This is a genomic window from Amycolatopsis antarctica, from assembly GCF_002262875.1.
GTDB lineage: Bacteria > Actinomycetota > Actinomycetes > Mycobacteriales > Pseudonocardiaceae > Amycolatopsis > Amycolatopsis antarctica.
Window position 1 is genome coordinate 501761 of sequence record NZ_NKYE01000001.1, and the last position, 12654, is coordinate 514414.

The 12654-nt window shown below is 72.6% G+C and carries 12 protein-coding genes; 2 read left to right on the forward strand and 10 right to left on the reverse strand.

The window, feature by feature from the left end; all coding sequences use genetic code 11:
- Window positions 1–155: 155 nt before the first annotated feature.
- Window positions 156–1862, forward strand: a complete 1707-nt coding sequence (locus tag CFN78_RS02435; RefSeq protein ID WP_094860835.1) for a glycerol-3-phosphate dehydrogenase/oxidase — start codon at window positions 156–158, stop codon at window positions 1860–1862.
- Window positions 1863–1895: 33 nt separating this feature from the next.
- Here the strand turns inward: CFN78_RS02435 and CFN78_RS02440 are convergent, their stop codons facing one another.
- Genes CFN78_RS02440 through CFN78_RS02465 form a run of 6 tightly spaced genes read right to left on the reverse strand, consistent with a single transcriptional unit; the run spans window position 1896 to window position 8516 of the window.
- The gene (locus tag CFN78_RS02440; RefSeq protein WP_240519218.1) at window positions 1896–3416 is read right to left on the reverse strand and encodes an AMP-binding protein; all 1521 of its coding nucleotides are present in this window, start codon (window positions 3414–3416) and stop codon (window positions 1896–1898) included.
- Between the two features lie 36 nt (window positions 3417–3452).
- Window positions 3453–4418, reverse strand: coding sequence for a hypothetical protein (locus CFN78_RS02445; RefSeq protein ID WP_133116272.1), 966 nt, complete (start codon window positions 4416–4418; stop codon window positions 3453–3455).
- Window positions 4415–5701, reverse strand: coding sequence for a hypothetical protein (locus CFN78_RS02450; protein ID WP_133116273.1), 1287 nt, complete (start codon window positions 5699–5701; stop codon window positions 4415–4417). Before CFN78_RS02450 ends, CFN78_RS02445 begins: the two co-directional genes overlap by 4 nt.
- Entirely contained in the window at window positions 5698–6237 is a 540-nt protein-coding gene (locus tag CFN78_RS02455; protein WP_094860838.1) for a GNAT family N-acetyltransferase, read from the reverse strand. The genes CFN78_RS02450 and CFN78_RS02455 overlap by 4 nt, the downstream gene beginning before the upstream one ends.
- 38 nt (window positions 6238–6275) lie before the next feature.
- Window positions 6276–6686 carry a DUF1707 SHOCT-like domain-containing protein gene (locus CFN78_RS02460; protein ID WP_338065508.1) on the reverse strand — a complete coding sequence of 137 codons (411 nt, stop codon included), beginning with the start codon at window positions 6684–6686 and terminating at the stop codon, window positions 6276–6278.
- Window positions 6687–6710: 24 nt separating this feature from the next.
- Window positions 6711–8516, reverse strand: coding sequence for an acetyl/propionyl/methylcrotonyl-CoA carboxylase subunit alpha (locus CFN78_RS02465; RefSeq protein WP_094860839.1), 1806 nt, complete (start codon window positions 8514–8516; stop codon window positions 6711–6713).
- Between the two features lie 202 nt (window positions 8517–8718).
- On the opposite strand from CFN78_RS02465, the gene CFN78_RS02470 reads away from it, so the two are divergent.
- Window positions 8719–9432 (forward strand): hypothetical protein, encoded by a 714-nt coding sequence (locus CFN78_RS02470; protein WP_240519219.1) that lies wholly within the window; start codon window positions 8719–8721, stop codon window positions 9430–9432.
- A 31-nt stretch (window positions 9433–9463) separates the two neighbouring features.
- Here the strand turns inward: CFN78_RS02470 and CFN78_RS02475 are convergent, their stop codons facing one another.
- The 4 genes from CFN78_RS02475 to CFN78_RS02490 form a co-directional block, all read right to left on the reverse strand.
- Window positions 9464–9841: a hypothetical protein gene (locus CFN78_RS02475; protein WP_094860840.1), complete on the reverse strand. Its 378-nt coding sequence runs from the start codon at window positions 9839–9841 to the stop codon at window positions 9464–9466.
- Window positions 9842–10041: 200 nt separating this feature from the next.
- Window positions 10042–11400, reverse strand: coding sequence for a dicarboxylate/amino acid:cation symporter (locus tag CFN78_RS02480; protein ID WP_094860841.1), 1359 nt, complete (start codon window positions 11398–11400; stop codon window positions 10042–10044).
- A gap of 253 nt (window positions 11401–11653) precedes the next feature.
- A complete protein-coding gene (locus CFN78_RS02485; RefSeq protein WP_094860842.1) occupies window positions 11654–12271 on the reverse strand; it encodes a Maf family protein in 618 nt (205 codons plus the stop codon).
- Between the two features lie 104 nt (window positions 12272–12375).
- Window positions 12376–12612: an acyl-CoA carboxylase subunit epsilon gene (locus CFN78_RS02490; protein ID WP_094860843.1), complete on the reverse strand. Its 237-nt coding sequence runs from the start codon at window positions 12610–12612 to the stop codon at window positions 12376–12378.
- Window positions 12613–12654: the final 42 nt, after the last annotated feature.

A 12654-nucleotide genomic window follows, 5' to 3' on the forward strand; every position in this document is an offset into this window, starting at 1 on the left:
GCGGATGGCCTCGGCGTCGAAGAACACACCGCCGTGGGAGGCGTCGGCCGGGCGGAGAGCGTTGAATGGTGGGGCCGGACCGACGACTGGCGAGCAGGAGGAAACACGTGACGCAGCAGCGAGGACCCGAACCCGTACCGGCCAACCCTGCGCAGATGGGGCCGGCCAGGCGGGAGGACGCCTGGCAGCGGCTCGGCGGACAGACCTTCGACCTGCTGGTGATCGGCGGCGGAGTGGTCGGGGCGGGGGTGGCGCTCGACGCCGCGACGCGCGGGCTGCGCGTCGCCCTGGTCGAGGCCCGAGATCTGGCCTCCGGTACGTCCAGCCGTTCGAGCAAGCTTTTCCACGGCGGGCTGCGCTATCTGGAGCAACTGGAGTTCGGCCTGGTGCGTGAGGCGCTGGCCGAGCGTGAGCTGATGCTGACCACGATCGCGCCACATCTGGTGAAGCCGGTGAGCTTCCTGTACCCGCTGACGCGCCGGGTGTGGGAGCGGCCGTACACCGCGGCCGGCCTGCTGATGTACGACACGATGGGTGGTGCCCGCTCCGTCCCGGGGCAGAAGCACCTGACCCGTGCGGGCGCGCTGCGGATGATGCCCGCGCTCAAGCGCAACGCCCTGATCGGCGGGATCCGGTACTACGACGCGCAGGCCGACGACGCCAGGCACACGATGACCGTGGCCAGGACGGCGGCGCACTACGGCGCGGTCGTGCGCACCTCCACCCAGGTGGTCGACTTCCTGCGGGAGGCGGACCGGGTGTCCGGGGTGCGCGTGCGCGACGTCGAGGACGGCCGGGAGACCGAGGTGCAGGCGAGCGCGGTGGTCAACTGCACCGGCGTCTGGACCGACGAGCTGCAGCGCCTTTCCGGCAGCCGCGGCCAGTTCCGGGTGCGTTCCAGCAAGGGCGTGCACATCGTCGTCCCGCGCGATCGCATCGTCGGTGAGTCCGGACTGATCCTGCGCACGGAGAAGTCGGTGCTGTTCGTCATCCCGTGGCGCAACCACTGGATCGTCGGCACCACCGACACCGACTGGAACCTGGACCTCGCGCATCCGGCCGCGACGAAGCACGACATCGACTACATCCTCGAGCACGTGAACACGGTGCTCGCGACGCCGCTGACGCACGAGGACATCGAGGGCGTCTACGCCGGGCTGCGGCCGCTGCTGGCGGGTGAGAGCGAGGAGAGCTCGAAGCTCTCCCGTGAGCACGCCGTGGCCAGGGTGGCCCCGGGCCTGGTGGCGATCGCGGGTGGCAAGTACACGACGTACCGGGTGATGGCGGCCGACGCGGTGGACGCGGCTGCGGTGGACCTGTCCGGCCGCGCCCAGCCGTCGATCACCGACAAGGTGCCGCTGATCGGCGCCGACGGCTACCACGCGCTGGTCAACCAGGCCGACCACCTGGCCGCCGAGCACGGCCTGCACCCGTACCGCGTCCGGCACCTGCTCGACCGGTACGGCTCCCTGGTGCACGAGGTGCTGGCGCTGGCGAGCCCGGAGGGCGGGCGGCCGGAGCTGTTGCGTCCGCTGGAGTCGGCACCGGACTACCTCGGGGTCGAGGTCGTCTACGCGGTCAGCCACGAGGGTGCGCTGCACCTGGAGGACGTGCTGTCCCGGCGGACCCGGATCTCGATCGAGTACCCGCACCGCGGCGTGGACTGCGCGCGTCAGGTCGCGGAGCTGATGGCCGGGGTGCTCGGCTGGTCGGCCGAGGTCGTCGAGGAGGAGATCGCCGTGTACCAGGCGCGGGTCGAGGCCGAGCGCGACTCGCAGACCCAGCCGAACGACGAGGCCGCCGACGCCCGCCGCTCGGCGGCACCCGAGGCTCGCGCCCGGCTCACCGAGGCGGTCGGCTGAGCTCGGTCCCCGGGGTAGCGGGAGTCCACCCGGTCAGGTGTGACCTGCCGCCGGGCCGGAGACCGACGCTCGCAGGGCCCGCTTGTCCACCTTGCCGATCGCGGTGAGCGGCAGCGTCCCGGCGAACTCGACACTCGCCGGGACCAGGTGATCCTGGCCGAGTTCCGCGCGCACCCAGGCGCGCACGTCCTCGGCGCGCGGCGTGCCCGGGCTCGCCGGTACGACGACGGCGTGCACCAGTTCGCCGTCCGGGCCGGGCACCCCGAACACCGCCGCCTGCCGGATCGCCGGATGCGCGGTCAGTACTGCTTCCAGCCGCGCCGGGTGGACCTTGGACCCGTGCTCGCCGGTGACGATCACCTCGCCGGACCGGCCCAGCAGGTACAGGTAGCCCTCGGCGTCGAAGTGGCCGAGGTCGCCGGTGCGCAGCCAGCCGTCCCGTAGCGCGGCGGCCGTCAGCGCCTCGTCCTGGTAGCCGTCCATCACCGCCAGCCCGCTCACCTCGATCTCCCCGGCGACGCCCGCGGGCAGCGGCGTGCCGTCCGCGCCGACCACGCGGGCCCGCATCCCGGGGACGATCCGGCCGACCGAGAGCAGGCGTTCCGGGTGGCCGTCGAACTCCGCCGCCGCGATCCCCGCCACCATCGGCGCTTCGGTCAGGCCGTAACCCTGGCGCAGCACCGGGCCGAAGGCGTCGAGCGCCTGCGCCAGCCGGTGCGCGGGCAGCGGAGCGGCGCCGACCGACAGTTCGCTCAGGCTGGAGGTGTCGGTGCGCGGGCGGCGCGGATGGTCGAGCAGCCGGACGAGCCGGGCGGGGGTCAGCGACAGGGTGCCGATCCGCTCGGCCTCGATGGCGTCCAGCACGGCGCCGGCGTCGAAGTCCTCGTGCAGGACACTGGTTCCGCCGCGCAGCAGCGTGCCGAGCACCGCCGCGTTGCCGGTCATGTGCGACATCGGGGAGACCAGCAGCAGTCGCGGGCCGTCCGGTTCCGGGGCGAAGATGTGCGCCATGGTCTCGTAGATCGAGCTGTGCCGGATCAGTTTGGGCCGCCCGGTGGTGCCGCCGGACGGGAAGATCGTCCGCACGCCCGGCGGTGGGGTCGCGGTGGGGGTGCCGCGCAGCCCGAGCAGATCGCGCGTTCCGGCGGGTGGGTCGCCGAGGCTCAGCACCGTCCGCTCGCCCGCCGCGGCGACCAGCGGGCCGACCCGTTCCGGCTCCCGGCACGGGTCCACCACCAGCACGGTCGCTGCCGCCGCGTCCAGGGCGGCGATCCGGTCGGGTACCGGTGCCGAGGCCGCGAGCAGCAACACCGCCGCGCCCCGGAGCTGCGCGGCGATCTGCGTCAGCACGGTCTCCGGACGGTTCCCGCCGGCGATGGCCAGCACGTCGTCCGGGCCTACCCCGGCCGCGCCAAGGCCACCGTCGAGCCGGTCCAGCAGGGCGGCGGCCTCCGCGCCGGTGATCGTCGAGCCCCGGTGCCCGAAGGTGGTCGCGGCGCCCCGTCCGCTCAGTGCGTTCCGGATGCGGGTGAGGAAGAAACTGCTGTGCGGCAACGGAGACTCACCGTCCACATCGGATTTCGCGCCCGTTCACCCGGACGCCTCGCGCAGCCACCGCACCAGTTCCTCGACCTCGCGCAGGTCCTGTTCGGTTCGCGCGTCGCGCATCCGGTCGACGGCGGTGGCGTACACGTGCGCGACCTTCTCCTGCCGCCGCGCGTCCGCCTCGTCGGCCGGGGCGTGCGGGTGCAGCAGGGTGTCGGCGGCGCGGCTGAGCCCGTCGTCGATGCGGATCCGCCGCTGCCGCAGCAGGCGTGCCGTCTCGCCGCGCCGCCCGATCCCGTGCGCGGCGAGACGCAGCAGGAAGAACACGGCCACCGTTCCGGCGACGATGCCGGCGCTGGCGAGCGCGATCTGCGGCTTGGCCAGTTCGTCGGGGATCTCGCCACGGGTCGGGATCGCCTCGTAGGCGTCCTCGGCCACCAGGTCGTAGCTGAGGACGAACTCCTCGATCTCCGGGGTCAGGTTCTCCGGCGAGGCGCGGTACTTCCAGGAGGTCTCGGCGGCCACCAGTAGCCGGGTGTGCAGCAGATCTGCATCGTCCTCGCCCTTCTCCGGTTCGGGAAAGTCCGGACCGAGGCAGTAGGAACTGCCGTAGTCGCCGTCCTCGTCGACGGCGAAGAGCGCCACGTGGTTCGTCGGGAGCTGCTCGGCGATGTCCTTGCACAGCTCGTAGTCCGCGCCGTTCACGCGGTCCGAGGGCGGCAGCGGTGTCCGGTCGAGCACGACCGCCACGATCGCCCGGTCGCCGATGACCGCGCGGGCCCGCCCGGCGTCGACGATCCCGGGGGCTCCCGGCGCCTCGTACACCGCGCCGCTGCGCAGGCCCTCGACGATCGCGCGTGTTCTGGCGTCCGGACCGCCGACGCCGCCGTACAGCCAGACGGCCGCACCGGCGCCGACCAGCACGGCGGCGAGAATCCACAGTGGTACGCCCAGCACCCGCCTTCGCCTCGGCACCAGCACCGGTGCCGACGGCCGCCCCGGCCCGCTCACGACCGCCCCGCCAGCATCGCCCGTCCCTCGGCGGCGATCTCGGTGACGGCGCGCATCCCGTCCGCCGTCGTCGCCTGCTCGTACATCGTGCTCGCCGTGGCGTGCCGCTCGGCGGCCGCGGCGAGGATGTCGGTGCCCTTCCGCGCGGCGGCGACCAGCCCGCCCAGCGCGGCGATCTCCGCGAACGCCGCCCCGGAGGCCGAGCGCAGCGCCTGCCGTTCCGCCTCCGCGCGGTTCGCCTGCCCGCGCCGCCACCGCGCCAGCGAACCACCGCCGAGTACCAGGGCCGAGCCGAGCAGCACCCACGGCGCCAGCGTGCTCATCGTCCGTGCCGGATCGAAGGGTGCGGGCTGCGGACGGGAGAACGCCTTGTTGCCGAGCAGGTCGTCGGCACGCAGCACGATGGTGCCGATCCGGTCGGAAATGTCGGCCCCCTGCTGGAAAGTCGCGTTCTCGAAGCGGCCGTAGGCGTAGTCGCGCGCCGAGACCAGGTGCGGCTGGCCGCCACCCGCCGCGTCGATCCAGTCGCCGTGGCTGACCACGACCACGTCCTCGGGGAACGCCGCGGCCAGCGCCGGGGCGTAGTCGACGTAGGGCGCCCCGGGGGTGAGTGCGGGCAGTGCGGCGATCCGGATGCCGATGCCACGCTTGTCCCGCAGCAGGTCCACCGGGAAGTCGATCGGGACACCGCGGGCGGGGTCGTTGTAGACGGGGTTCTCCCGCAGCCTGGCCACCAACGCGTCGAGGCTGCCGGGATCGGGGGCGAGGACCGGTGGCACCGGCCTGCCCGGCGGTGCCCCTTCCTTCTGCCGGGTCTCGCCGTAGTGCGCGGCGGCCAGCACCGGTTCGGTCACCTCCCGGTAGGCCAGCCGCGTGCGCAGTTCGTCCACTGTGGACGGTGTGGCGCTGATGCCGGAGGAGCCGACGTCGAGGCCTTCCACGGTGACCAGGACGAGATCGCGTTCGGCGGCCCAGTCCTTCAGCGGCGAGTACACCTGCTCGGTGTGCAGGCCGCCGTCGGCGTAGTTCCCGCCTTCCCGGTACCGGCCGGTGAACGGGGCCACCAGCACCCGTGTCCGCGCCGAGACGCCCGCCCGCACGAGATCCTCGTCCAGTTCGGCCACCGCCCCCGGGGCACGGTAGATCTGCTGCGACTCCAAGGCCTTCATCGCGGCCTGCACGTCCAGCTTCGGTGGCAGCGGCGGCTCCGCCGCACTCGCCGGCCCGGCCGCGGCACACAGCAGCGCGAGCATCACCCCGGCCACGGCCGGTGCGCGTCTCACCGGGCCGGGTCCGGCACGCGCGTCCAGTACAGATCGGGCTCACCGGTCTCCTGCACGTCGAGCAGCTCGGTGAACCGGAAGCCGCAGCGTTCGGCGACGGTGGCGGAGCCGAAGTTGGACCTGGCGTGCCGGTAGCCGACCTCACGCAGGCCCAGTGCGCCGAAACCGAAGCCCAGCACGGCATTGACCGCGGTCGTCGCGACGCCGCCACCGCGGCTCTCCGGCCGCACCCAGATCGCCGCCTCGGCCGTCGCCGCGTCGAGGTCGAGCCCTTTCAGACCGACCTCGCCGAGCAGTTCACCCGTCGTCGGTTCCGCGATCGCCCATGAGCAGCGCAGGTTGCCGGCCCACTGCGCGGCGCGGCGCTCGACGTAGACGCCCGCCTCGTCGAGGCTGGTGATGCGCAGATCCGGTACGTACCGGCGTTGTTCCGGATCCGCGAACGCGGTCACCAGCGCCGCCCGGTCGTCCATCAGTCCGTCGGCACGCAGTTGGCGCAGGTAGTAGCCGCCAGCGTTGATCTCGACCGGTTCCATCCGCGCAGACTAGCGAACAGACCCCTCGCCCCGGAGGCTCAACGACGAGGTCGGCGCGCCAATCCCAGCAGCAGCGCAACCACCAACGGAAGCAGGAACACCAGCTTCAGACTGGGCGCGATGGGCAGGAGCACGACGGAGACGAACGCGACGGCCGCCACCGTGGCGATCGGCACGGTCCTCGGCACGATCCGGTCACTGATCGTCCGCTTTTCCGGCGCGTCGCCGGCGGGCCGGGCGAGTGCTCCCAGCGCGGCCGGATGAGGGTGTGGCAGGTCGGCGAAGATCGGCACCAGATCGCTGCGCATCCCGGCCGTGCCCACCCGGTCGGCGCGGTTGCTGAACTCCTCGACGTCCAGCCGCCCGGTGCTCATGTGCTCGGCGAGCGCGTCCAGGGCGTCCTGTCGCTCGGCATCACTGAGCCGCACATCGGGGCCGTCGGCGTCCACCCATCGATCCTACAGCCCGCCCGGTCAGTCCTTGAGTTCGAGCAGCACGGAGCCCTGGCTGACGGCGGCACCCACCTCGGCGGTGAGCCCGGTGACCGTGCCGTCCTTGTGCGCGGTGACCGGGTTCTCCATCTTCATCGCCTCCAGCACCACGATCAGTTCGCCCGCGGAGACCTGCTGACCGTCCTCGACGGCGACCTTGACGATGGTGCCCTGCATCGGGGCGGTGACCGCGTCGCCGCTGGCCGCCGCCTTGCCGCCGCCACCGCGCTTGCGCGGCTTCGCCTTCGCCGGGCCGCCCGCGCCACCGCCGCCGAGGGCGAAGCCGCCGGGCAGCGACACCTCGAGCCTGCGTCCGCCGACCTCGACGACGACGTTCTGCCGCGGCTCCTCGGCGTCCCCGCCGTCGCCCTCGTCCCCGGCACCCCCGGTGAACGGCTCGATCCGGTTGTCGAACTCCGTCTCGATCCAGCGGGTGTGCACGTCGAAGGACTCGCCGTCGCCGACGAACGCCGGATCGCGGACGATCGCCCGGTGGAACGGGACGACGGTGGCCAGGCCCTCGGCGACCAGTTCGTCGAGGGCGCGGCGGCTGCGTTCCAGCGCCTGCTGCCGGTCCGCCCCGGTGACGATCAGCTTCGCCAGCATCGAGTCGAACTGCCCGCCGATGACGCTGCCGCCGACCACACCCGAGTCGACGCGCACGCCCGGCCCCTCCGGGAAGACGAGCCGGGTCACCGTGCCGGGTGCGGGCAGGAAGTTGCGCCCGGCGTCCTCGCCGTTGATGCGGAACTCGATGGAATGCCCGCGTGGCACCGGATCCGCGGTGTAGGGCAGTTCGGCGCCCTCGGCGATGCGGAACTGTTCGCGCACCAGATCGAGTCCGGTGGTCTCCTCGGAAACCGGGTGCTCCACCTGCAGGCGGGTGTTCACCTCGAGGAAGGAGATGGTGCCGTCGACACCGACCAGGTACTCGACGGTGCCCGCGCCGAAGTAGCCCGCCTCGGTGCAGATCGCCTTGGCGCTGCTGTGGATCTGCTCGCGCTGCTGGTCGGTCAGGAACGGAGCCGGGGCCTCCTCGACGAGCTTCTGGTGCCTGCGCTGCAAGGAGCAGTCCCGGGTGCCGACGACGATGACCTTGCCGTGCTGGTCGGCCAGTACCTGTGCCTCGACGTGGCGCGGCTTGTCCAGGTACCGCTCGACGAAGCACTCGCCGCGCCCGAACGCCGACACGGCCTCGCGGGTCGCCGATTCGAACAGCTCCGGGATCTCCTCGACGGTGCGGGCCACCTTCAGCCCGCGGCCGCCACCGCCGAACGCTGCCTTGATCGCGACCGGCAGCCCGTGCTCCTCGGCGAACGCGACGATCTCCTCCGCCGTCTCCACCGGGTCCTTGGTGCCGGGTACCAGCGGGGCGCCCGCTTTTAGCGCGATGTGCCGGGCGGTCACCTTGTCGCCGAGGTCGCGGATCGACTGCGGACTCGGGCCGATCCAGGTCAGCCCGGCGTCGATCACGGCCTGTGCGAAGTCGGCGTTCTCGGAGAGGAAGCCGTAGCCCGGGTGCACCGAGTCGGCCCCGGAGCGCTTCGCGGCGTCGAGCAACTTGTCGAAAACCAGGTAGCTCTCGGCCGCGGTCGCGCCGCCGAGGGCGAACGCCTCGTCGGCGATCCGGACGTGCGGGGCGTCGCGATCGGGATCGGCGTAGACGGCGACACTGGCGATGCCCGCGTCCTTGGCGGCTCTGATCACCCGGACGGCGATCTCGCCGCGGTTCGCGACCAGAACCTTAGTCACGGGTCCGCTTTGGCTCGCGCTGGCTGCTTCGGGCACGCGCCTGCCTCCTCACCTCGTCGGCGTCCTCACGCCCCCGGCACCTTCGACGCGGCGCCTTCGACGCGACACCTGGTCACACCGCTGGGACTCGCAGCAGTTTACGGCCGGGGGCGCGCGCTGGGGTGAGAGGCGGCTCACCTCCGGCGAGCCGGATCGGGTCGTCCTGACCTACTCTGCGGGGGAGCGAGAGGAGTCCGCGGTGGACACGGGGGCGGGAACCGGGACGCCGCGGTCGGTGCTGGTCACGGCATTGTGCGCGGTGCTGGTCACGGTCGGTGCGGTGATCACCGCGGTCCTGCTGCGGCAGAACTCGGCCGCGGGGGTCGCTCCGGTACCGGGCGGGGCGCCCTCGATCGAGCCGGCCTGCGGCGCGGGACCGTGCACGGCGATCGCGTCCGCGACGGCAGGCGGTGACACGGTCGAACTGCTGGCCGACGGCAGCGGCTCCGGCGGGCAGGTCCGGTTCGGTACCGGGGCCGCCGCCACCGTCATCGAGACCGCTCTCACCGGCTCCGAGGTCCAGCTCACCGCGGACTCGCTGCGCTGCGCGGACGGGGTCGTGCCGACCTGCCTGGTGCGTGGCCCGTTCGACCAGGGAACCATCGGCGAGGTACTGGTGAAACGCGGCAACGGCTGGGAATCGGCGGGGCAGCCCTACTTCTCCGACGCCGGGGCGATCGTGCTCGACGACGTGCTGGGCGACGGTACCGCCGAGGTGATCAACGTCCAGCGCAACTGCGCGCCGGGGGACAGCACCGCGGACTGCGGCCAGGCCCGGGTGCTCGCCAGGGTGCTCGACATCGACGGCGCCGAGCAGGGCTGCACCAAGACGTACCGCACGCCGGGGGAGCTGCGCGGCTGGCCGGACGTCAGCCTGACCGAACGCGACCTGCGCGACTGCCCCGGAGCGTGACCAGGGCGGCCCGGGGCATCCGCGGACAAGTTCAGACGCAGACGGTGGGGCCCCAGATCGTCGGCTGGAACGGGATGCGGATCCCGGGGGTGTTGCAGCCCGCGCCGACGAAGGTGTCCCAGCGGTGGATGTACGCGCGGCCGCTGACCATGTGCTCCTCCGGCCCGGCCGAGATCACCCCGCCCGGGTTGCGCCAGACCAGGTAGGCGTTCAGCGGGTCGCCCGCCTTCTTCACGTAGCTGACCTGGACGTGACCCGGGCTGCCCGCCGGGGTGACGTCGATGCACACGCTGCCGTTGCCGATGTCCTGGCAGTTCTGCGCAGCGTGCGCGGGTGCCGTGGCGGCGAGCAGGACGGCGGACGTGGTGGCGAACGTCCCGAGCAGCACGGCGAGTACTCGCTTGACCACTGTTCTCCCCATCGGCCGGATCGCCCCGAGTAGCGCCGGACGGCGCGGGTAACCCCTCGTATTCGAGGCTAGCGAAGGGGAAACGCTCTGTTCAAGCGATCGGTGAGTGATTCTCGACGGGGTGTCACCGTGTTCGGCTCCCGGACACGCGGGCGCCCCCGCCCGCACGGCCGGTGCGGACGGGGGCGTCCGGTGAAGCGTCAGGCGTTCGCCTTGGCCTCCTCGCGGGCGGGCGCGGTGCCCGTGCCGTCCAGCAGCGGCGCTGCGCTCGGCGCGTTGAGCACCTCGTCGTCCAGGATGCCCTCGCCGCGCGCGACGATCACCGGCACGGCGATCTGGCCCGCGACGTTGGTGGCGGTGCGCACCATGTCCATGATCGGGTTGACCGAGTAGATCAGCGCGATTCCCAGCGCCACCTGGCCGGCGTCGAGGCCGATGACCGAGGTGGTCAGCGTCAGCGCGGTGAGCCAGCCGGTGGTGCCCGCCGTGGCGAGCGCGCCGAAGACGGCCACCGCGACGATGCCGAGGTACTGGCCGAAGCTGAGCGAGACACCGGAGATGTTGGCGATGAAGATGGCGCCGATCGCCGGGAACACGGCCGCGCAGCCGTCCATCTTGGTCGCGCTGGCCAGCGGTGTGGCGAAGGCGGCGTAACCGGGGTCGACGCCGAGGTTCACCGTGGACTGGCGGGTCAGCGGCAGCGTCGCGCCGGAGGACTGCGAGGCGAACGCGAACTGGATCGCCGTCCACGACTTGCTGAAGAACTTGACCGGGCTGACCTGGGCGACGAAGCGCAGCAGCACCGGGTAGACCACCAGCAGCACCACCAGGCAGCCGACGTAGACGGCCACCGTGGCCGACAGCAGCGGGCGGAACAGCGCGTCGCCGTAGTTGGCGACGGCCGCGCCGATGAGGCCGATGATGCCGATCGGGGCCAGCCGGACGATCCAGCCGAGGTAGCGCTGGATGATCTCGAAGAGGCTGGTGGTGAAGGAGATGAACGGCTTGGCCTTGTCACCGAGGCTGTAGGCGGCGGCGCCGATCACCACGGCCAGGAACAGCACCTGCAGGATCTGCCCCTCGGCGAAGGCTGCGACGAAGTTCGACGGGATGATGCCGTCGATGAAGGCCGACCAGGAGCCCCATTTGTCGACGCTCGCGGCGGCCTTGTCGGCGTTGGCCGCGGTCGCCTCCACGCCCTGGGAGAGGCCGCCGCTGCCCGGATTGAACAGCTTCCCGACGACGATGCCGATGATCGCCGCGATCAGCGAGGTGGTCGCGAACCAGAGCACGGTCTTGCCGCCGAGGCGGGCCGCCTTCCGTCCGCCGCCGAGGTCGCGGAGGCTGTTGATGCCCACGACGATCGCGGTGAAGACCAGCGGGATCACCGCGATCTGCAGCAGCGTCGTGAACACCGAACCGATCTGGTCGAGGGTGTCGGTGAGCCAGCCCGCCTCGGTGGTGCGGGCGATCGCGCCCACCGCCGCGCCGACGAACAGCGAGCCGATGACGGCGCCCGCGAAGACCGCGGGTTTGGTGTAGGTCCGTACGAATGACACGTCAGCGCTCCGGGTGCGTGAAAGATGCGGTGGTGTTCCGTCCCAGGTCAACACCTGGCACGGCGTCACTCTTCCGAAGTCACCCCGCGGTGTGGGTGGGCTCTCACGATGTGGAACGTATTTCGCGATTCGCCGACATATTGCGCGCGAGTGGGCCGCCATGTGGGTGTCACCGCCGCAATATGTCGACGAATTGCGCCTGCCACCGCCGCAATATGTCGACGAATTGCGGTCGGTTCCGCTCCGGGGCGGGTCAGCGCCAGAGGTCGGTCACCCGGACGCCGACCTCGGCGAGTAGTCGCCGGGTCAGCGGCAGGCTGATGCCGACCACGCTGGACGGATCCCCGTCGACCCCCTCGACGAACCAGCCGCCCAGCCCGTCCAGGGTGAACGCCCCGGCGACGGCCAGCGGCTCGCCGGTGCCGACGTAGGCCGCCAGCTCCTCGGGATCGGGCTCGGCGAAGCGCACCGTGGTGGACCGGCTGCCCTCGGCGGCCGCGACGCGGGTGGCACCGTCGACCCGCAGCACGGCGTGCCCGGTCAGCAGCTCGCCCGTCCCGCCCGCCATGCCCGCCCAGCGCTCGGCGGCGACCTCGGCGGACTCCGGCTTGCCGACCAGCTCGCCGCCGATCGACAGCATCGAGTCGCAGCCCACCACGACGGCGTCGCCGTGCGTGGCGGTGAGCGTGGCCGCGACGGCCTCGGCCTTCGCCCTTGCCAGCGCGAGCACGTACTCGGCGGGGGTGGGATCGGTCAGCGCGGCGGCCACGGCGTCCTCGTCGACGCCGGAGACGAGGACGCTCGGATCGATACCCGCCGCCCGGAGCACGGCGAGACGGGCGGGTGAGGCGGAAGCGAGGACGAGGCGCACGGCGGCGAGCGTAACCGGGACGCGGCCGCCACCCCGAGCACCCCGTCGCCTCCACTGTGGACCGCCGGCGTGGACGCGAGCCGGTCGCCGGATGGACCGCGGTGTCAGTGCGGCAGTCCCGAGGCGCGCCAGGCGCCGGGGCCGGGGCGGGGAAGGTGCCGCAACGCCGCCGCCCGGTCCGCCCACGCCGATCGCCGCACCGGTCCGCCGCCGCCCGGAACCGGCGACGCCGCGGCCAGCACGGCGGTCAGCGCGGCCAGTTCCGCATCGTCCGGGTCGCCGCGCACGACGCGCAGCAGCGGCCGCGCGGCTTCCTCGGCGGTGCCCTCGTGCTCGCTCATCTCGGTCCTCCCGGCGGCCTCAGGGGTGTCACAGGGTCAGGG

Excerpts from the sequence above, each read along its gene's own strand:
- CFN78_RS02435 (WP_094860835.1), top strand. The coding sequence starts at position 156 with ATGGGGCCGGCCAGGCGGGAGGACGCCTGGCAGCGGCTCGGCGGACAG.
- CFN78_RS02455 (WP_094860838.1), bottom strand. The coding sequence starts at position 6,237 with ATGGAACCGGTCGAGATCAACGCTGGCGGCTACTACCTGCGCCAACTG.
- CFN78_RS02490 (WP_094860843.1), bottom strand. The coding sequence starts at position 12,612 with ATGAGCGAGCACGAGGGCACCGCCGAGGAAGCCGCGCGGCCGCTGCTG.